Annotated in this window: 14 protein-coding genes; 7 read left to right on the plus strand and 7 right to left on the minus strand. The window is 70.7% G+C overall.

Going from position 1 to position 19,684, the window contains the following annotated elements; genetic code table 11:
• Positions 1 to 91 precede the first annotated feature (91 nt).
• The 3 genes from katG to ACZ6I3_RS19905 form a co-directional block, all read right to left on the minus strand.
• Positions 92 to 2,311 (minus strand): catalase/peroxidase HPI, encoded by a 2,220-nt coding sequence (katG, locus tag ACZ6I3_RS19895; RefSeq protein ID WP_469416091.1) that lies wholly within the window; start codon positions 2,309 to 2,311, stop codon positions 92 to 94.
• A gap of 51 nt (positions 2,312 to 2,362) precedes the next feature.
• Positions 2,363 to 2,800 (minus strand): Fur family transcriptional regulator, encoded by a 438-nt coding sequence (locus ACZ6I3_RS19900; protein ID WP_469416093.1) that lies wholly within the window; start codon positions 2,798 to 2,800, stop codon positions 2,363 to 2,365.
• 278 nt (positions 2,801 to 3,078) lie between these two features.
• Complete coding sequence (locus ACZ6I3_RS19905) at positions 3,079 to 3,963, minus strand: hypothetical protein (RefSeq protein WP_469416094.1); 885 nt, start codon at positions 3,961 to 3,963, stop codon at positions 3,079 to 3,081.
• Positions 3,964 to 4,109: 146 nt separating this feature from the next.
• Here ACZ6I3_RS19905 and ACZ6I3_RS19910 point away from each other — a divergent pair, with 146 nt between their 5' ends.
• Positions 4,110 to 5,564 (plus strand): glyceraldehyde-3-phosphate dehydrogenase, encoded by a 1,455-nt coding sequence (locus ACZ6I3_RS19910; protein WP_469416095.1) that lies wholly within the window; start codon positions 4,110 to 4,112, stop codon positions 5,562 to 5,564.
• Positions 5,565 to 5,616: 52 nt separating this feature from the next.
• Here ACZ6I3_RS19910 and ACZ6I3_RS19915 read toward each other — a convergent pair whose 3' ends face one another.
• A complete protein-coding gene (locus ACZ6I3_RS19915; protein WP_469416097.1) occupies positions 5,617 to 8,778 on the minus strand; it encodes an RICIN domain-containing protein in 3,162 nt (1,053 codons plus the stop codon).
• Positions 8,779 to 8,994: 216 nt separating this feature from the next.
• Between ACZ6I3_RS19915 and ACZ6I3_RS19920 the strand changes: the two genes are divergently transcribed.
• From ACZ6I3_RS19920 to ACZ6I3_RS19935, 4 genes are read left to right on the plus strand one after another with little or no spacing between them, the layout of a single operon-like run.
• Complete coding sequence (locus ACZ6I3_RS19920; protein WP_469416098.1) at positions 8,995 to 10,536, plus strand: ABC transporter substrate-binding protein; 1,542 nt, start codon at positions 8,995 to 8,997, stop codon at positions 10,534 to 10,536.
• A 12-nt stretch (positions 10,537 to 10,548) separates the two neighbouring features.
• Entirely contained in the window at positions 10,549 to 11,475 is a 927-nt protein-coding gene (locus ACZ6I3_RS19925) for an ABC transporter permease (protein ID WP_469416100.1), read from the plus strand.
• A 14-nt stretch (positions 11,476 to 11,489) separates the two neighbouring features.
• A complete protein-coding gene (locus ACZ6I3_RS19930; protein ID WP_469416102.1) occupies positions 11,490 to 13,472 on the plus strand; it encodes a dipeptide/oligopeptide/nickel ABC transporter permease/ATP-binding protein in 1,983 nt (660 codons plus the stop codon).
• A complete protein-coding gene (locus ACZ6I3_RS19935) occupies positions 13,465 to 14,478 on the plus strand; it encodes an ABC transporter ATP-binding protein (RefSeq protein WP_469416103.1) in 1,014 nt (337 codons plus the stop codon). Before ACZ6I3_RS19930 ends, ACZ6I3_RS19935 begins: the two co-directional genes overlap by 8 nt.
• 9 nt (positions 14,479 to 14,487) lie before the next feature.
• On the opposite strand, the gene ACZ6I3_RS19940 is transcribed toward ACZ6I3_RS19935, so the two are convergent.
• The gene (locus tag ACZ6I3_RS19940) at positions 14,488 to 15,597 is read right to left on the minus strand and encodes an XRE family transcriptional regulator (protein ID WP_469416104.1); all 1,110 of its coding nucleotides are present in this window, start codon (positions 15,595 to 15,597) and stop codon (positions 14,488 to 14,490) included.
• A gap of 129 nt (positions 15,598 to 15,726) precedes the next feature.
• The gene (locus tag ACZ6I3_RS19945) at positions 15,727 to 15,900 is read right to left on the minus strand and encodes a CsbD family protein (RefSeq protein ID WP_184586600.1); all 174 of its coding nucleotides are present in this window, start codon (positions 15,898 to 15,900) and stop codon (positions 15,727 to 15,729) included.
• 368 nt (positions 15,901 to 16,268) lie between these two features.
• Here ACZ6I3_RS19945 and ACZ6I3_RS19950 point away from each other — a divergent pair, with 368 nt between their 5' ends.
• The gene (locus ACZ6I3_RS19950) at positions 16,269 to 17,012 is read left to right on the plus strand and encodes a YoaK family protein (protein ID WP_469416106.1); all 744 of its coding nucleotides are present in this window, start codon (positions 16,269 to 16,271) and stop codon (positions 17,010 to 17,012) included.
• A 140-nt stretch (positions 17,013 to 17,152) separates the two neighbouring features.
• Positions 17,153 to 17,959, plus strand: a complete 807-nt coding sequence (locus ACZ6I3_RS19955) for a hypothetical protein (protein ID WP_469416108.1) — start codon at positions 17,153 to 17,155, stop codon at positions 17,957 to 17,959.
• 34 nt (positions 17,960 to 17,993) lie between these two features.
• Here the strand turns inward: ACZ6I3_RS19955 and ACZ6I3_RS19960 are convergent, their stop codons facing one another.
• Positions 17,994 to 19,676, minus strand: a complete 1,683-nt coding sequence (locus ACZ6I3_RS19960; protein WP_469416110.1) for a hypothetical protein — start codon at positions 19,674 to 19,676, stop codon at positions 17,994 to 17,996.
• Positions 19,677 to 19,684 lie beyond the last annotated feature (8 nt).

A 19,684-nucleotide genomic window follows, 5' to 3' on the forward strand; every position in this document is an offset into this window, starting at 1 on the left:
TTCTTACCTTGAACGGTCTTTGACGGTCTCTCAGGGAAAACGCAGGACGCTCCCGGGTCGGCCCGGGAGCGTCCTGTTCAGGCGGGGGTGATCAGACCAGGTCGAACCGGTCCAGGTTCATGACCTTGACCCACGCGGCGACGAAGTCGTTCACGAACTTCTCCTTCGCGTCGTCGCTCGCGTAGACCTCGGCGAGCGCGCGCAGCTCGGAGTTCGAGCCGAAGACCAGGTCGGCGCGGCTGCCGGCCCACTTGACCTCGCCGGTGGCGGCGTCGCGGCCCTCGAACGTGGTCTGGTCCTCGGACGTCGACTTCCACTCGGTGCCCAGGTCGAGCAGGTTGACGAAGAAGTCGTTGGTCAGCGAGCCGGGCGTCTTGGTGAAGGCGCCGAGCGGGGACTGCTGGTGGTTGGCGCCCAGGACACGCAGGCCGCCGACCAGGACGGTCGTCTCGGGGGCGCTCAGGGTGAGCAGGTTCGCCCGGTCCAGCAGCAGGAACTCGGCCGGGAGGCGGTTGCCCTTGCCGTGGTAGTTGCGGAACCCGTCGGCGGTCGGCTCGAGCGCCTCGAAGGACTCGGCGTCGGTGTGCTCCTCCGTCGCGTCCACACGGCCCGCGGCGAAGGGGACCTGCACCTGGAAGCCGGCTTCCTTGGCGGCCTTCTCTACGGCGGCGGAGCCACCGAGGACGATCAGGTCGGCCAGGGAGACCTTCTTCGCGCCGGAGTTGAACTCCTCCTGGATGCCTTCCAGGACGCGCAGGACCTGGGCGAGCTCGTCGGGCTCGTTGACCTCCCAGCCGCGCTGCGGCTGCAGGCGGATGCGGGCGCCGTTGGCACCGCCGCGCTTGTCGCTGCCGCGGAAGGTGGAGGCCGAGGCCCAGGCGGTGGACACCAGCTGCGAGACGGACAGGCCCGACTCGAGAAGCTTGGTCTTGAGGGTCTCGATGTCCTCGGCGCCGATGGTCTCGCCCTCGGCCTCGGGCAGCGGGTCCTGCCAGATCAGCGTCTCCTCCGGGACCTCCGGGCCGAGGTACAGGGACTTCGGGCCCATGTCACGGTGGGTCAGCTTGAACCAGGCGCGGGCGAAGGCGTCCGCGAACTCCTGCGGGTTCTCGTAGAACCGGCGGGAGATGGGCTCGTAGATCGGGTCGAAGCGCAGCGACAGGTCGGTGGTGAGCATCTTCGGGCGGTGCTGCTTCGACGAGTCGTGCGCGTCCGGGACGATCTCCGGGGCGTCCTTGGCGACCCACTGGTTGGCGCCGGCCGGGCTCTGCTCGAGCTCGTACTCGAACTCGAAGAGGTTCTTGAAGAAGCCGTTGCTCCACTGGGTGGGCGTGGTGGTCCAGGTGACCTCAAGGCCGGAGGTGATGGCGTCCCCGCCCTTGCCCGTGCCGTAGGTGCTCTTCCAGCCCAGGCCCTGCTCCGCCATGGAGGCGGCCTCGGGGTCGGCGCCGACGTTGTCGGCGGGGCCGGCGCCGTGGGTCTTGCCGAAGGTGTGGCCACCGGCGATGAGGGCGACGGTCTCCTCGTCGTTCATCGCCATGCGGCCGAACGTCTCACGGATGTCGCGGGCAGCGGCGATCGGGTCCGGGTTGCCGTTCGGGCCTTCCGGGTTGACGTAGATGAGGCCCATCTGGACCGCGCCGAGCGGGTTCTCCAGTTCGCGGTCGCCGGTGTAGCGCTTGTCGTCGAGCCAGGTGGTCTCGGGACCCCAGTAGACGTCCTCCTCGGCCTCCCAGACGTCGGCGCGGCCACCGGCGAAGCCGAAGGTCTCGAAGCCCATCTGCTCCAGGGCGACGTTGCCGGTGAGGATCAGGAGGTCGGCCCAGGAGATGGACTGGCCGTACTTCTTCTTGACTGGCCACAGCAGACGGCGGGCCTTGTCCAGGTTGCCGTTGTCCGGCCAGCTGTTGAGCGGGGCGAAGCGCTGCTGGCCGGCGCCGGCGCCGCCGCGGCCGTCACTGATGCGGTAGGTGCCGGCGCTGTGCCAGGCCATACGGATCATCAGCGGGCCGTAGTTGCCGAAGTCGGCCGGCCACCAGTCCTGCGAGGTGGTCAGTACCTCGGCGATGTCCTGTTTGACGGCGTCGAGGTCGAGGTTCTTGAAGGCCTCGGCGTAATCGAAGTCCCCACCGAGAGGGTTGGCCACCTCGGGGTTCTTGGCAAGGATCTTCAGGTTGAGCCGCTCGGGCCACCACTGGCGGTTGCCACCACCCTGGGTCGGGTGCAGGGCGCGGCCGTGCGCGACCGGGCAGCCGCCTCCCGTCTCCTCCGACTTGGAGTCGGTGACGATCGCGTCGTGGTTCTCAGTCATGGAAATCCTTCCGGACGGGGTGGATCACAGTGCTCGGGTGGATCACATTGCTCAGGAACTGCGTGCGGTGGAACAGGCGGGGCACAGGCCCCAGTAGATGACCTCGGCCTCGTCGACAGCGAAGCCACGGTCGTCGGACGCGGTAAGACAGGGAGCGTGGCCGACCGCGCAGTCGACGTCGGCGACGGCCCCGCACGAACGGCAGACGAGGTGGTGATGGTTGTCGCCGACCCGTCCCTCGTAGAGGGCCGGGCTGTTCGGCGGGTCGAGGCGGCGTATGAGCCCTGCCCCGGTGAGTGCGTGCAGTCCCTCGTACACGGCTTGGACGGAGATGTGGCCCACACGGCCACGGACCCCGGAGGCGATGGCCTCGGCGCCGAGGTGGTCACCGTCCCGCACGGTCTCGAGCAGCGCGACGCGGGCGGCCGTCACCCGCAGGCCGGCACCGCGAAGCTCTTCGGCGGTGGTCGGGTTCCGGGATGCGGTCATGCCGGACAACCTAACGGCACAAACACGAGCGGTTCAAGAAAACGAACGGTTCAATTTTGGTGTCATCCTGGTGAGGCCTTGCGTGGCGGGCCTCATCGCAGGTTTGTGAACTCCGTCACAGTGATTGTGTCCTGGGGTGCCGTCGGCGGGTGCCAGCCGCGTCCGTGGCGGGTTCGAAGGTGAGGAGGAGTGGATGTGGGCCCGGCTCGCCGAGAACCGTCCCCGCATCGGCGTGCGGTCCGATGCGGTCCAGGTGTCCGACTGAGCACGGCCGTCTGTCAGGTGTTCGCCGAGGTCAGGCGTTCGAGCTGGGCGGCGGCCGACGCTGCTTTGCGATCCGCTTCGCGGACGCGGCGGTCCGCTGCGCGCGCCTGCTCCCGGGCCGCCCGTTGGGCGAAGCGGGCCTGTTCGTGCTCGCCCCTGATGCGGTCCAGTTCGTCGGTGAGTTCTCCCACGCGCCGCTGAAGGCGGTCCACCTGCTGTTTCGCCTCTTCCGCAGCCCGGCCGGCGGCCGCCGCCTCGTCCCGCAGCGCTCGTAGCTCACGCTCGGCGGCCTCGGCGTCCCGTCGAGCCTGGGCCACTCGTTTCCGCTGCTGCCCGTCGGTCTTCCGGTCCGGGCGGGAAGGGGCGGCAGCGGCGGGTGGGCGGCTCCGCCCCTTGGTGCTCTCCGTGACGGCGCTGTCCGCGACGGCCGGAAAGCCGACGGCGGCACTCAGCGGCTTGACCAGCCGGCCGCTCGCCCAGGCCTGGGCTGCCTCGGGGTCGGCCAGGACGGCGTGCAGGGTGTTCTCGACCTCGCGCTGCGTGCCGTCGCCGATCGGATGGCCGGCCTCAGCGGCAAGCTGCCGGGCCTGAGCGGACAGGGCGCGGACGACCGCGTGCTGCTGCCGGCTCAGCTCGCGCAGCTGGGTGCCGTCCAGGTCGTGGTGGGCCTGCCGCAGCCCCTCCCCCAGGCGGAGCAGGGGTTCGACCTCGCCGGGGAGGCCGCGGACCAGAAGGTTGCCGACCCAGGCCGCGAGACTGGGCTTGCGCAACGCGCCGATCCGCTCGGCGAGGTCCCGGTCACCGGCGGTACGGGCGGCTGCGACGGCCGAGGCGCGGGCAGCGGTGAACTCCTCCGGCCGCAGGGCGTACAGCTCGTCGGCCACGACGTCGAACTCCATGAGCGTCCCTTTCGCGTGGAAGCTCCGTTTCGATCGTCTCAGGCCCCACCGTCCGGGGCTCGCGGGAGGTTCCGGAGGCACCCCGTTCATGATCGGGAAATCGACGGTTTAACATATGAGCGCCGCCTAGCTCGAAAGATGGATCTGTGACTGTCAACGACGACTCGTTCACCAACTGGAAGAACCGCGAGGAGATCGCGGAGTCGATGATCCCGATCATCGGGAAGCTGCACCGGGAGCGGGACGTGACGATCCTGCTGCACAGCCGCTCCCTGGTGAACAAGTCGGTGGTCAGCCTCCTCAAGACCCACCGGTTCGCCCGGCAGATCGCCGGCGCGGAGCTCTCCGTCACCGAGACGCTGCCGTTCCTCAAGACGCTGGCCGAGCTCGACCTCGGGCCGTCGCAGATCGACATCGGCATGCTCGCCGCGACGTACCGCGAGGACGACCGCGGTCTGTCGATCGCGGAGTTCACCGCCGAGGCCGTCGCCGGTGCCACCGGGGCCAACAAGATCGAGCGCCGCGAGGGGCGTGACGTCGTCCTCTACGGCTTCGGCCGCATCGGCCGCCTCGTGGCCCGGCTGCTCATCGAGAAGTCCGGCTCGGGCAACGGTCTGCGGCTGCGGGCCATCGTCGTCCGGGGTGGGGGCGGGCGGGCCGACGAGGATCTCGTCAAGCGGGCCTCGCTGCTGCGCCGCGACTCGATCCACGGCCAGTTCCAGGGCACGATCACCGTCGACGAGGCGAACAGCACCATCGTCGCCAACGGCAACGAGATCAAGGTCATCTACGCGAACGACCCCTCCGAGGTCGACTACACGGCGTACGGCATCAAGGACGCCATCCTCATCGACAACACCGGCAAGTGGCGCGACCGCGAGGGCCTGTCCGAGCACCTGCGTCCCGGGATCGACAAGGTCGTGCTGACCGCCCCCGGCAAGGGCGACGTCCCGAACATCGTCCACGGCGTCAACCACGACACGATCAAGCCGGACGAGCAGATCCTGTCCTGCGCTTCGTGCACCACGAACGCGCTGGTGCCGCCGCTGAAGGCGATGGACGACGAGTTCGGGGTCCAGCGGGGCCATGTGGAGACCGTCCACTCGTTCACCAACGACCAGAACCTGCTGGACAACTACCACAAGTCCGAGCGCCGGGGCCGCAGCGCGCCGCTCAACATGGTCATCACCGAGACCGGTGCGGCCTCCGCCGTCTCCAAGGCGCTGCCCGAGCTGAAGGCGAAGATCACCGGCAGCTCCATCCGGGTGCCGGTGCCGGACGTCTCCATCGCGATCCTCAATCTGCAGCTCGCGCGGGAGACCACCCGCGAGGAGGTGCTCGACTACCTCCGTGACGTCTCGCTGACCTCGCCGCTGAAGCGCCAGATCGACTTCATCAGCGCCCCGGACGCGGTCTCCAGCGACTTCATCGGCTCGCGCCACGCCTCGATCGTCGACGCCGGCGCCACCAAGGTCGAGGGCGACAACGCGATCCTCTACCTCTGGTACGACAACGAGTTCGGCTACTCGTGCCAGGTCATCCGTGTCGTGCAGCACGTGTCCGGCGTGGAGTACCCGACGTACCCGGCTCCGGCGGTCTGACCCCGGCGGTCCGGTGAGAGCGCGGGGCGTGCGGGCCCCGCGCTCTCACGCGTCAGGAGCGGGCGAGCTCGACCCTGTACTCCCGTGTCCGCGAGCCGTCCTCGCTGCTCACGGTCACCACGGCTTCGCGTGATGCCTCCTTGCGGACGGTCACGGTCGCGTACGGGTCGCGGGACGTGGCGGTGATCTTCGCCCGGTCCGGGCGGTCGGAGGTCACGCGGTAGCTCGTCCGGTCCGGGTCGAAGCCGCCGACCGGCACACCGTCGACCTCGATCGAGGCGGCCCCGGCGTCCGAGGAGGTCCCCGGCGCCTTGGCGCGCAGCTCGATCTCCCCGAGGGTGATGTAGCCGCCCGGACGTGCCGTCAGGGCCACGCGTACCCCGGTCACCGGGCCGGTGGCGCGCACCGGGACGTCGACGACAGGTGTGCCCTCGGTGCCCACCGGGACCTCGTCGCTCGCGTCGGTCCAGGTGCCGTCGGCTCCACGCACCTGCACCTTGAGGGACTGCGCGAAGCTGAGGTTGCCGCCGTCGCGGTGGAAGTGGGTGACGACCCGGGTCAGATCGCGCGCCTCGGGCAGGGTGAAGGTGATGGTGTCGGACGGGTTCTTCGTGCCGGACCTCCAGTTCGACCAGGCCTTCTCGGACGTGTTCCCGTTGCGCAGGCCCTCGGCGGAGTAGCCGCTCTCGGTGTAGGTCGCGCCGGCCGTCACGCCCTCGTCGAGCGCGGTGTTCGTCTCCCGGGGTGCGGTGACCTGGACGCGTACGGCCGCCGCTGCCGTCGTTGCGCCGGGGACCTGGGCGGTGCCGCGCAGGGTCACCACCCCGGCGTCGTCGAACGCGCCGCCGGGGGCGGGGTCCCAGCTGACCGGGAGGTCGGCCGTTCCGCCGTGCCGTCCGACGCCGGTGACCGTGGTGGGCAGGTCGGGGCGTCCGCCGGTGTAGGTCTTGGCGCGGGCCGGGAGCGTCGAGGCGATGGTGTCCACGGTGACGACCGCTTCGGCCCGGACGGTCCGGCCGAGCGCGTCGGTCGCCCTGCCCTTCACCCGGACGGTTCCGGGCTTGCCCCACCGTGGCTCGGAGGGCAGCGTCCACCGCACGGGGAGCGATCCCCGGGCACCGTCCCGGTAGACGGGTGTCACGGTCCGGGGCAGCTCGGGTGTGCGGCCCGGGACGGTGAACGCCTTGGCCTGCTCGGTGCGGAGCACGGTCTCGTCGGTGACGGCCCACCGCTGGTTGGCGTTGGAGGTCGGGAGGAAGGCCGATACGCGGGCGCCGTCCGCCGTCGACTGACCGACGACGTCGAGCAGTCGGCCCGTGGCTGCGTTGACGAAGGTCCAGGTGCCGTCCCCGGTGGTCGACATGATCCACCGCGCGGCAGGGGTGTCGCTCTCCTCCAGCACCGCCTCGTTGTCGCGCACGGCCAGTCGCGTGCCCGTGGCGGCGTTGACGAGGGCGTAGCGCTCACGGTTGCCGTCGCCCCTGGTCAGCTGCTTCACGGACCACAGCTGGGACTTGGCGGCCGGGTCGGGCGTACGGACGACGACGCCGTCGCCGTCGGTGGACGGGGCCAGGGACTTGCCGCTCTGGGCTCCCTCGAGGCGGTAGACGTGGCCGGGCTGGACGAGCGCGGCGGCCTTGTCGGTACCGGAGACACCGTCGACGAGGAAGCTCGTGACCGACTTGGCGGGGACGGTCAGCGTGGCGGCATCGTCCTTCACCTTCACCGGTGTGCCGCGGACCAGGGCGCCGTCGGCGCTGGTCACCACGGGTGTCACCTTGGCGCCGGGTGCGACGCGCCCGAAGCGCGAGAGGTCCAGGGTCACGGCGCGCGGGGCCGTTCCGCTGTTGACGTGCACGACGGTCGCTCCGCGGCCGGACTTGCGCACGGCGGCGACACTGGAGGGGTCGTCGGCCTTCACGAAGTGGTCGCCGGGGCGGATGTGGTGGGTGAAGTTGCGCAGGGTGTGGAACTTGGTGTTGGCCTTGACCGGGCAGGTCTCCAGGGTGTCCTTCGCGGTGCAGTTGAACGGGATGTGGATGCTGCCCCAGTTCTTTCCTGCCTGCGCCTGGGGGATGGAGTCCTCCACGGGCTGCCACAACACCCAGGCGGACGGCTCCAGTTCACGGATGTCCTCGACGACCCGGGTGGCGATGCCGAGCCCCGGCTCCATGCCCGTGAAGTCGGTGCCGGTCCCCCAGGTGCCCTCCACCTCGCTCATCCAGAACGGCCGGTCGGCGGCCTTGGCGCTGTCGCGGGCGCTGGTGCGCATGCCGGTGCCGTAGGTGTGCACGTTGAGCTGGTCGACGGCGGCCCGGGCGGAGCTGTCGTAGGCGTTCCAGTTGCGGACGAAGGTGCTCGGGTTGGTCTCGTCCATGGCGGAGACGGTGGCGCGGGTCTTCGCCCTGTCGAGGGCGCGGCGCACGGCGAGTACGACCTTCTGCTGGAGCTCCGGGCCGGCGTGGGCGCCCTCCTGGCGGCCGCCGGTGGGCTGTCCGTCGGGGCCGATCTGGGTGCCCCAGTAGTTGGTGTTGGGCTCGTTGAGCGGGGCGAGGGTGTCGAACTTGATGCGGTGCTTCTTCTCCAGTTGCTCCGTCACCTTGACCAGGTAGGTGGCGAAGTCGTCGACGCGGTCGGGTCGTATCTGGTCGGTGTTGGCGTCGAAGCCGCCCGAGACATAGCCGCTGACGGTCTGGAACCAGGGTGGCGAGTTGCTGAAGGCCTCCCACTTGGTGACCTTGTTCTTGACCCGGTCCACCCACCAGCGCTGCCCGGGGTCGGCGGACCAGTCCCAGTGCTCGGGGTCGTCGGGGTTCCACCAGTCGGTGTCCTCCCTGGTGGTGCCCGCCGGGGCCTTCCAGAAGCCGTCCATCGTCGCGCCGGTCTTCATGTAGTCCTTGCGGACGTCGGGCGCGTTGCCGCCGCCGATGTTGTAGCGCGCGATGTTGAGGCGGAGGCCGTCCTCGCCGAACAGCATGTCGGCGAGCTTCTGGCGGATGGGTTCCGGGTAGCCGCCCGTGATGTTGGCGAACCAGACGAGGCTCGTCCCCCACCCTTCGAACTCCTGCTGCCGGTAGGACGGGTCGATCCGTACCGTGACCGCGCTGCCGGGCGGTTCGGCGGCAGCGGCGGGAGGCACGGTCACGAGTCCCGCGCCGAGGACGAGAGGGAGGGCGACCGCCAAGGCCGGGGCGAGGCGATGTCTGCTGGACATGGATTCCCTTCGAGAGTGAACAGAACCGCGCAGAACCAATCGAGTTTCCCGAATGTTTTAGGACGGCAATCAACACGTCAAGAGGTGGGGCGAGTTGGGATCGACGCACACCCCTTGACGCGTTCCGCCTCGCCACCCCAATAATGACCATCCATCCGCCGTCCACATATCTAAACGACGTTCTCTGTTGTGTACGTGAGCGAGCACGGAGGCGCAGTGACCGGTTTATGCACCATCCGCAGTCGTCCGATCGTCGCCTCCCTCGCCGCCCTGCTCGCCGTCTCCGGCTGCTCGGTGGCCGGTGCCGACCCGATCGGCGGCGGTCCGGACACCCTGCGCGTCGTCCTGCCCGAGGAACCGCCGACTCTCGAACCCTGTGACGCCTCGCTGACCGCGACGGGCCGGGTCACACGGGCCAACATCACGGAGGCGCTCACCGAGCGCGAACCGTCCACCGGACGCCTGGAACCCGCCCTCGCCACCAAGTGGACCCGGGATGCGGCCACTTCGTGGACCTTCACCCTCCGCAGGGGTGTCACCTTCCACGACGGGACACCCTTCACGGCGGCCGCCGCCGCGTTCTCCATCCAGCGCGCCACGGATTCCGGCATCGACTGCAACGTCGACGGCTACATCTTCGCGGACAGCGAGCTCACCGCCACAGCCGTCGACGACACCACCCTCCGGGTCACCACGGCGAAGCCCGACCCGATCCTGCCGCTGCGCCTGTCCTTCGTCGAGATCGTGCCGACGAGCACCGACCCCGACTCCCGGGTGCGCGAGCCGGTCGGCACGGGGCCCTACCGCATCGACGACTGGAACCAGGGCCGTCACCTGCGGCTGAAACGCTTCCCCGGCTACTGGGGCAAGGCTCCCGAGTTCGCCGCGGCCACCTATGTCTGGCGCGCCGAGGGCAGTGTGCGCGCGGCCATGGTGACGAACAACGAGGCGGACGTCGCGATCGGGCTCGCGCCCGAGGACGGGGCCGGTGACCGCGCGGTCGAGTTCGCCACCAACGAGGTGTCGTACCTGCGCATGGACGCCACGAAGCCGCCCCTGGACGACATCCGGATCCGGCGGGCCGTCAACTACGCGATCGACCGGGAGGGGCTGGTCACCGCGGTCTTCGCCGGCCGGCCCAGCGGACAGCTCGTGTCGAAGGGCGTCACCGGCTACGACCCGGGCATCAAGCCATGGCCGTACGACCCGGAACGGGCCCGAAAGCTCGTCGCCGAGGCCCGCGCCGACGGAGTCCGCACCGGCACCACCCTCACCCTCGTCGGCCGCAACGGCATCTACCCGAAGGCCGCCGAGGCGATGGAGGTCGTCCAGGACGGTCTGATCAAGGCCGGGCTGAAGGTCAGGATCAAGATGCTCGACGTCAACGCCTGGCTGGAGTACCTGCTGCGCCCCTTCCCCGCCGGCGACACCGGCCCCACTCTGCTCCAGGCCCAGCACGGCAACCAGGCGGGCGACGCCGCCTTCACGATGGGGCAGATCTACGGCAGTGAGGGCGCCCAGAGCAGCTACGGCACCGGCACGCTCGACACGCTGATCGAAGAGGCGCAGCTCGCCTCGGGCGGGAAACGGCAGCAGGCGTTCGCGGAGGCGTTCACCCACCAGAACGACGAGGTCGTCCGGGACGCCGTCATGGCCAACATGACCGGACTGCTGGCCCTCTCCCCCAAGGTCCGCTACCGGCCCGACTCGGCCACCAGCGACGAGATGCGGCTCGCCGACATGCGCCGCGCGGACTGAGGGGGACATCACGTGCTGACCTTGCTGCGCCGCCGCGCGGTCTCCAGTGTCGTCCCGCTGCTCGTGGTGGTCCTCGGAGTCTTCTTCCTGGCCCGCCTCACGGGGGATCCCGCCAACCTGTATCTGCCGCTGAGCGCGACGCCCGAGATGCGGGCCGATTTCGCCGCCCGCAACGGCCTGGACGACCCGCTGATCACCCAGTTCGGCGACTATCTCGCCCAGGTCGCCCACCTCGACTTCGGCGAGTCGCTGCGCACCGCCCAGCCGGCGGGCGAGGCCGTCCTGCGGGCCTTCCCCGCGACACTCCAGCTGGCCGGCTGGACGATGCTGCTCGCCATCGTGGGCGCGGTGGTCATCGGCAGTCTGGCTGCCTACCGCCCGAACTCGGCGACCGACCGGATCGCGAGCTTCCTGTCCTCCACGGCCGCCAGCGTCCCCGACTTCTGGATCGCCATCATGGGCGTGCTGGTCTTCGCGGTCACCCTGGGCTGGCTGCCCACCTCCGGCACGAGCGGCGCGGCGGCGTGGGTGCTGCCCGTGGCCACGCTGTTCATCCGCCCGTTCGGCGTGCTGGTCCAGGTGGTGCGGGGCGCCATGGTCTCGGCGCTGTCCGCCCCGTATGTGAAGGTGGCGCGTGGCAAGGGGGCCTCCGAACTCCGGGTGGTCTTCGGGCACGCGCTGCGCAACGCCGCCGCACCGGCGCTGACCGTCGCGGGCGATCTGGCCGTGGGGCTGGTCAACGGGGCGGTCGTCGTCGAGACGATCTTCGGCTGGCCCGGTATCGGCAAGCTCATGATCGACTCGGTGCTGCAGCGCGACTTCGCGGTACTTCAGGCGGCCGTGCTCCTGACCGCCCTGGCGATCTTCGCCCTCAACATCCTGGTCGACCTCTGCCACGCGCTCCTCGACCCGCGGGTACGGCAGCGGGCGGCGGCATGAGCCAAGGACGGGACATGCTTCACAAAGCCACATCCCAGACGGACGGTACGACCGTACGGCGGCGCTGGTTCGCCCTGCTGCTCCGGGACCGGTTCGCCTGCGCGGCGGCCCTGCTCCTGTTCCTGATCGCGCTGAGCGCCGTGCTGGGGCCGCTCGTGGCCGGGGACCTGGCGACCCGTCAGAACCTGCGTGACCCGGGCCGGCCGCCCTTCGGTCTCGACCACGGCTGGGCCTTCGTCCTCGGCAGCGACTCCCTCGGCCGGCCCGTCGCCGCGCGACTGCTGGCCGCGGCCGGGACGACCCTGGCCGTGGCGGTGCCCGCCGTGCTGTGCTCGCTGGTCATCGGCTCGGTGTGGGGCATGTGGGCGGGCTACCACGGCGGTTGGCGCGAGAGCGTGTCGCTGCGGGTGGCCGATGTGATCCTCAGCTTCCCGTCGCTGCTGCTGGCCGTGGTCGTGCTGTACGTGTTCTCGCCGAGTGCCGCGAGCATCGTGCTGGTGCTGGCCGTCGCCCGGATCCCCGTGTATCTCCGTACCGCCCGGGCCGAGGCCGCGGAGTTGCGCAGCCGGCTGTTCATGGACGCGGCCCGGACGTTCGGCACAGGCAGCTGGGCGGCCATCCGGCGCCATGTCGCGCCGGGCGTGCTGCCCACGCTGCTCACCGTCGCGGCGCTCGACTTCTGCTTCGTCATGCTGGCCGAGTCCTCGCTGAGCTTTCTGGGCATCGGCATCCAACCGCCGGACGTGAGCTGGGGGTTGATGGTCGCGCAGGGGCGGCAGGAGTTGCAGAGCGCGTGGTGGATCGCGCTCTTTCCCGGGCTCGCGATCGTCGTCACGACCGTGTCGGCGACCGTTCTCGCCTCGTGGGCCCGGCTGACGACGGATCCGGGGCAGCGGTGGCGGCAGGGGCTGGGGCGGCGTGCCCGGGGTCCGCGTGGGGCGGGCGGGGGCGGGGGCAGCGAGGGTTCGGTGACGGGCACCGCCGCTCCGGTGGACAGCCACCGCACCGAGGGCTTGTCTCCGGGCGGCGTCCTGGTCGTGGACGGCCTGTCCGTCGACGTGCACACCCCGGCGGGGCCGGTGCGTGTCGTCCGCGGCGTGAGCTTCGCCGTGCGGTCGGGCGAGACGCTGGCGCTGCTGGGCGAGTCGGGGTGTGGCAAGAGCATGACCGCACACGCCGTCGCCGGTCTGCTCGACCCGGTCGCCGAGGTGGTGGGCGGGCAGGTCAGGCTCGACGGCCAGGATCTGCTCGGGCTCGGAGCGCGGGCCAGGCGCCGACTGGCCGGCCCGGGCCTGGCCATGGTCTTCCAGGACGCGCTCAGCGCGCTCAACCCCGTCCACACGGTCGCAGCGCAGCTGGCCGAGCCGTTCCGCATCCACGAGGGCATGTCCCGGCGCGCGGCGCGGACCAGGGCGGTGGAGCTGATGGAACGCGTGGGCATCCCGGAGGCCCGCTCCCGGGCGGACGCCTATCCGCACCAGTTCTCGGGAGGCATGCGGCAGCGCCTCCTCATCGCGACGGCGGTCGCCCTGCGGCCCAAGGTCCTGATCGCCGACGAGCCCACGACCGCTCTGGATGTCACCGTGCAGGCGCAGATCATGGACCTGCTCGGCGAGTTGCGCGGCGAGCAGCGCACTGCGCTCGTCCTCATCACGCACGACCTCGGGCTCGCCGCCGAGCACGCGGACCGGGTAGCCGTGATGTACGCGGGGACGGTGGTGGAGACCGGGCCGGTGGCCGAGGTGTTCGGCCGACCCCACCACCCCTACACCCGGGGCCTGTTGGAGTCGGTGCCGGCCGAGCAGCACCGGGGCTCGCGCCTGACGTCGATTCCCGGGAGTCCGCCGGACCCGGCCGCGGTGCCGGCCGGCTGCGCCTTCCGCACGCGCTGCCCCATGGCTCGGGAGCGGTGCGTGACCCACCGTCCGGCGCTGACCGGCACCGGCGCAGGCCGGGCCGCCGCCTGCCACTTCGGGAAGGAACTGGCCGATGCCTGAACGCGGGACCCTGCTGGAGGCCGTCGGTCTGGCCAAGAGCTTCACCGTCCGGCGGACCGTGCGCGGCGGCACCCGGCTCCGGGCCCTGGACGGGGTGGACCTGGTTCTCGGGCGCGGGGAGACCCTGGGCCTCGTCGGCGAGTCCGGGTGCGGCAAGTCCACGCTGGCCAGGCTCCTCCTGCGGCTGGAGCGGCCAGACGCGGGCACCGTGCGGTACGAGGGCGTCGACCCGTTCACGCTGTCGGGTGCGGAGCTGCTCGCGTGGCGGCGGAAGGTGCAGATGGTCTTCCAGGATCCGTTCGGTTCGCTCAACCCCCGCCTCAGCGCGGCGGATCTCATCGGGGAGCCCTGGCTGACCCATCGCGACCTCGTCCCCCCTGCGCGGCGGGCGGCGCGCGTCGCCGAACTGCTGGAGATGGTCGGCCTGCGCGCGTCGGACGCGGCCCGCCACCCGCACGAGTTCTCCGGCGGTCAGCGGCAGCGGATCGGCATCGCCCGGGCCCTGGCGCTGGAACCCGAAGTGATCGTCTGCGACGAACCCGTCTCCGCGCTGGACCTGTCGGTACAGGCTCAGGTGCTCAACCTCCTGTGCGACCTGCGGGACGAGCTGGGGCTGGCGTACGTGTTCATCTCGCACGACCTGTCCGTGGTGCGGCACCTCGCCGACCGGGTCGCCGTGATGTACCTGGGCAGGATCGTGGAGACGGGCCCGACGGAGGAGGTCTACGAGCGGCCGCGCCACCCGTACACGGAGGCGCTGCTGTCGGCGGCCCCTTCGCCGGTGACCGGCAGCGGTCGCAGGCGGGAACGCATCGTGCTCACCGGCGAGATCCCGTCTCCCGCCGACCCGCCGTCGGGTTGCCGGTTCCGGACCCGGTGCCCTCGGGTGCGGGACCTGTGCGCCGAAGTCGTACCCGGACCCCCGCCGGGTGCGCCCCTCCACGGTGCGGCGTGCCACTTCCCTCTGGAGGAGACACCTGAGGGGACACCCGCGGTCACGGCTTGACGGGTGGTGTCATTCGACTGCGTCCACCAGGAACTCCTGCTCCCGAGCACCCGTGCACCGCTGCTGGGCGATCTCGGCGCCCGCCGCCCGGTCGTCGGTGCCGTTGACGCCGAGGCACATCCCGTTCTGCACGACGTGGATCCGATAGCCGTCGGCCTCGGATCCTCCGGCGGGGTCGAAGAAGAAGTGCTGACTGGTGCGGTCCGCCGAGCAGCTCTCCCAGGGCCAGGGTTCGAGCAGTCCCTCGACGACATGGCCGCTGCCCAGCGCGGTGAGACAGCCGTCGCCGTACACCGGGTGGCGCCACTGGATGTAGTACGAGCCTGTGGTGCCGACCGACACCAGTGACAGGTCGGGCGGTGTGGCGTCGGCACAGGGGCGCTGGACGGCGACCTGGCTCCGGTAGCGCCCCTTGCGGTCGTGGCCTTCGGTGACGCACAGCTTGGGGGCCAGAGCCGGGCGGATCCGCGCGGGTCCTGGTGGCGGGCCTTCGACATCGGTGGTCGAGGAGGGGATCGCGGAAGGATCCGGGCGTGGTCCGACACCGGCCGCGCGCGTTCCCGTGCCCCGGCCGCTCGTCTCGCCGGGCAGCAGCGCCCAGGCTCCGACGGCGGCGAGCAGGAGCGCGGCGACGGCGGAGGCGGCCAGGGCTCGTCGGTTCCCGGGGACGGTGGGGTGTTCCGGGGCCGAGGCGGGTGTGGGACCGGGGGTCGGGGCGCCCGCGGTGTGTGCCGGGTGATCGTCCGTGTGTGTCGGGCTGTCGTGCCCGGGGGTTCGTTCGTCGTGCGTGAGCGTCGACCCGTCGTCCACGGGCGTGGCCCCGTCGTCCGCTCCCGACGGCTCGGCGGCGGCCAGCCGGTCCCTGGCCTCCAGCCAGACGGAGGGATCCTCGTTCTCTCCGCACGCCCGGACGAACGCGACGACCACCTCGGTACGCGGCAGCGAGTCCCGGCGCAGCGCGTCGGCCGCAGTGCTCCGCGCGAGCACGTCACCGCGCCGTACCGCGTTGGCTTCCAACTGCCGGTAGGTCAGGCCGGCCTGTTCCTTGAGCCGTCGCAAGCAGGCCACGAACTCCGCGGCGCTGCGCGCCTCGTGCGGCGACGGACGCTGTCTCCCCATGTCCGGCCATCCTCGTCGTGCCCCTGGCACTGGACAATCCGGAATTCTGCCAATCCCCGTCCCGTCGTTCTCGAGCCGGAGCCGACGGGCATGTGAGAGGGGCCCTGCCGCGGCAGGGCCCCTGTGCACTCAATGTTTGAAGACGTCCTTGGTCTTCTCCTTGGCCTGCCGGGCGTCTCCCTTGGACTGCTCTGCCCGGCCCTCGGCCGTCAGCCGCTCGTTACCCACCGCACGGCCGATCGTCTCCTTGGCCTTTCCCTTGGCCTGCTCGGCCTTCGCCTTGGACTTCTGCTCTCCAGCCACGATTCGCTCACTCCAAGTCGTGTCCGACTTCGGGGTCACCTCCCGAGTGACCTCGGGAGCGGCGGCCAAACGTGAGGAAGGGATCCCAGGGGAGCATGGCTCATGCCCGGCGAACCGCGTACCCCAGACATGTCACCACCCGGCAGCTGATCGTCGGTCAGCGTGCCACGCCTTCGCCCGTGCGTCGCGCGCACCGGGCCGCCGCGAGGTTCAGCAAGCTCCCTCGACGCTCGGGGTCAGGTTCCCTGAGCGAACGTGGCATCGACGAGTTCTCTTTCTCGGACCGCAGTAGGCCGGGCGTAGCCTTCGGCGGCGTGTCCGGGCGACGGTTCGCCCGGAGGGGCGTCAGCGCTGCTCACACTGGCCGAATGTCCGACGCGTCTCCAGCCCTCGCGACCGATGCCCGGCGGGTGGCCGTCATGACCGTCCTCACCATGCTGGCCGGTGCGGTGGACGCCGTCAGCTTTCTGACGATGGGGAAGGTGTTCTGCGCGCTGGCGACCGGCAACGTGCTCTTCCTGTCCTTCGCGCTCGCCGGTGAAGGTGACGTCCCGGTGGCGCGGCCCGCCACCGCGATCGGCGCGTTCATGGTCGGGGCGGCGCTCGCGGCCGTCGCGCTGAAGTGGCTCGCGGAGCGGGGCAGCACCTGGTTCCAGGCCGGGCTCGTCTGTGAGGCCGTGCTGCTGGTGTGCGCCGGGGCGCTGGCCCTGTGGCGGCACGGCACCGAGGCGGCCGGTCCCGATCACGGCATTGTCGCCCTCGTCGCGCTGGCCATGGGGGTGCGTGCCTCCACGGCGCTGCGGGTCCACGTGCCGGGAATGCCGACCCTGCTGAGCCAGACAGCCATCGCCGAACTCATCAACGACGTACTGAAGCGCCCCCGGGCGACGCTGCGCGGGATGTCGGCCAGGCAGCGGCTGGCGCGGACGCGGTGGACTGCCACCGTGGGCGGAATCTTCGCCGGCGGCGTGCTGGGCACGCTGCTGCTTGTGCCGCTGGGCACCGGGCGGGCGCTGCTCGTCATCGCCGCCGTGGTGCTGCTCCTCGCGGCGGCCACGTTGGCCGTACCGCCGCGAGGGGAGCCGACGGGGCAGGACCTCAAAGGTCCATAGAGCTACTTCTGCGCCTCCCTCCTCACCGTGTTCTCCGGATCGTGGCGACACTCGTCGACCGGATCACCTGAACGTGTGGTTTGAGGCTCCGTCGCGTCCGTTCCATGGGTCTGCCAGGTCGCGGTCACTACGGTTCCCGCATGAATTCGACGCCTCGTTCCTCCGTCCCATCGGCACAGGTGCCGCAGCAGGCGGGAAGCCCGGGTCCCACGTCGTCCGCCGGCCGGTCGACCTCGGCACTGGCCGCGGAGCCGCCCGAGTGGAACACCTGGATCGAGAAGTCCCTGTTACCGGCTCTTGCGGTGGCAAGCGCACTGCTGTTCGGCCTGCTGACCGTGGAGTACGACCAGTTCTACCGTGAACTGGGAATGGCCCCCGGCGACGTAGGAATCGAGTACTCCACGCAGCTGAGCGGTTCGGCAGGTCTTGCGGCACTGAGCATCTTCACGTCGGCCGCCCTTTTCGCCGCCGTCGCGCTCGGGCTGGTGATGGCACGCCGATGGGGCTGGTCCGGCCTTCGTGACCGCGCCGATCGGGCGCGGGCCTTTCTGTGGGGCCGTGAGCGCCGCGCTCTGACCATGCTCGCCTGCTGTGCTACGGGCATCTTCCTGGTGGGAGCCCTCGTCTCCTACGTGGCCGACGAGATGGCCGACAACGTCAAGAGCGGCAAGTGGGTCGAGCCACTCCATATCGGCCCTGTCACCCTCCTGTCCGTGCGTGCGTATCCCGCGGATATTCGGCTCGCGGTCGACGACGGCGGCAAACGGCTCGACCTGACCAGTGTCGACTCCAACCGGCTGCTCTACATCGGGCGCGGACCGAGCACGGTGGTCCTCTACGACTACAAGCATCAGCGCCCCCTCTATCTGCCGGCCAAGGACGTCACCATCACCACCTACAACTGCGAGACCTGGCGCGCCGCACACCACGATCAGTGCCGTCACTGACCGCGAGCCGGCCGAGCCTGCCGGGGCCGGCGGGTCAGTGGCAGCACGCGTCGTCCGGCTGGGGGCCGGGCCCCGTTTCCAGCCGGCAGAAGCAGGACGCCTCGACGGGGACGTCGGCCAGGGCGGTCGCCATCTTGAGCTGCTGGGCGACGAGGGCCGCTTCGCCGGTCTTGCCCGTCCGGAGCAGGCATTCGTGGAAGCCGTGCAGGGACCAGACGTTGCCGGGGTGCTGGAGGGCTCGGGGCAGGGTGGCGTCGAGGCCGAGGTCCGCGCGGTAGACGGCCTCGGCCTCGGCCACGCGGCCCTGTTCCAGCAGGAGTGCGCCGTAGGCGTGGCGGGTGGGCTGCATCCAGCCCCACGGCTCGTCGTAGGGGAGGCTGTCGTCCAGTTCGATGGAGCGCTCCAGGGCGGCGAAGGCGAGGTCGTGGTTGCCCCTGCGGTATTCGAGCTCTCCGTCGAGCATGGCCGACGCGATGGCGAGGATGTCGTGGCAGGTGTTGTTGAACAGCATCCGCGTCTCGGGCACCCGGCTCACCGCCTCGCGGAAGAGCTCCCGCTCGGCCTCCGCGGGGCCGATCTCGCCGGTGGCCGAGAGGGCGACGCCGCGGGCGTAGTGCCGCATGGCGGTGGTCACCGAGTAGAGCCCGGGGTCGGCGGGGGCGGGCAGGGCGAGGATGTCGGTCCAGCGGCCGAAGCGGATCAGCACGTGGACGCGCATGGCCAGGAAGCCTTCGAGCCAGTCGGCCATCGGGGGGCTCGGCACGCGGAGCAGGTCTTCGGGAATGGCCGCTTCGAGCTGAGCGGCGGTGTCGAGGGCGACCTGCGCCTGGCCGAGGAACATGGCCCCGTAGATCTTGAAGTGGTAGTTGTGCGCCCGGTAGAGGGTGTAGAAGTTCATCGCGCCGGCGCGCCGATGGTACTTCTCGTCGACGGCGATCGCGTCGCTGTTGGCCGCGACGACCCGGCGGTAGTCCCCGCACAGTACGTCGAGGTGCGAGGGCATGTGGTGCAGGTGCCCGGCGTCGGGCACGATGCCGCGCAGACGGTCGGCCACGGTGAGGGCCTGCTCCGGCGTCGGGGACATCTCCATCAGGTGGATGTACAGGTGCAGCACCCCCGGATGCCCCACGCCGGCATCGGTGGCGAGGGCGCCGTCCAGTACCGCCTTGGCCTCGACGGTCCGGGCGCCCTCGGCCGGCTGCCCGGTCCTCAGGTCCCACAGCTGCCACGGTGTGAGGTTCATCAGGGCGTCGGCGTGCAGGGTGGCGATGTCCGGGTCGTGGGGTGCCAGTTCGTACACCGTGCGCATCGCGTTCGCGTAGGGCTCGTTCCAGACCGAGCAGTCCTCGACGGCTTCCGGCTGCGGATAGCGGGCGCGCAGCGCGGCGATCAGGGCCTGTTCGACCGGGGTGGCCCGGACGGCCTTGTCGTGGGCCCGTTCGACGGCCGTGTGGGTGCGTTCGACGGTTCGCACCAACTCGTCGTCGTCGAAGAATTCCCAGGGCTTGTTGTAGTTCGGACCGAGCGCGTAGGCGATGCCCCAATACGCCATCGCGCACTCCGGGTCGGCCTCGGCGGCCTTTTCGTAGCAGGCGACGGCCTCCTCGTGATGGAAGGCGTACGTCCACAGCAGACCGCGATCGAACCAGAGCTGAGCTGCGGAAGAGGACGTGGTGACGGGACGGCTGTAGGTGCCGAGGTCGTAGTAGTCGTCCATGGTCATCT

The organism is Streptomyces sp. NPDC041940, assembly GCF_055589465.1.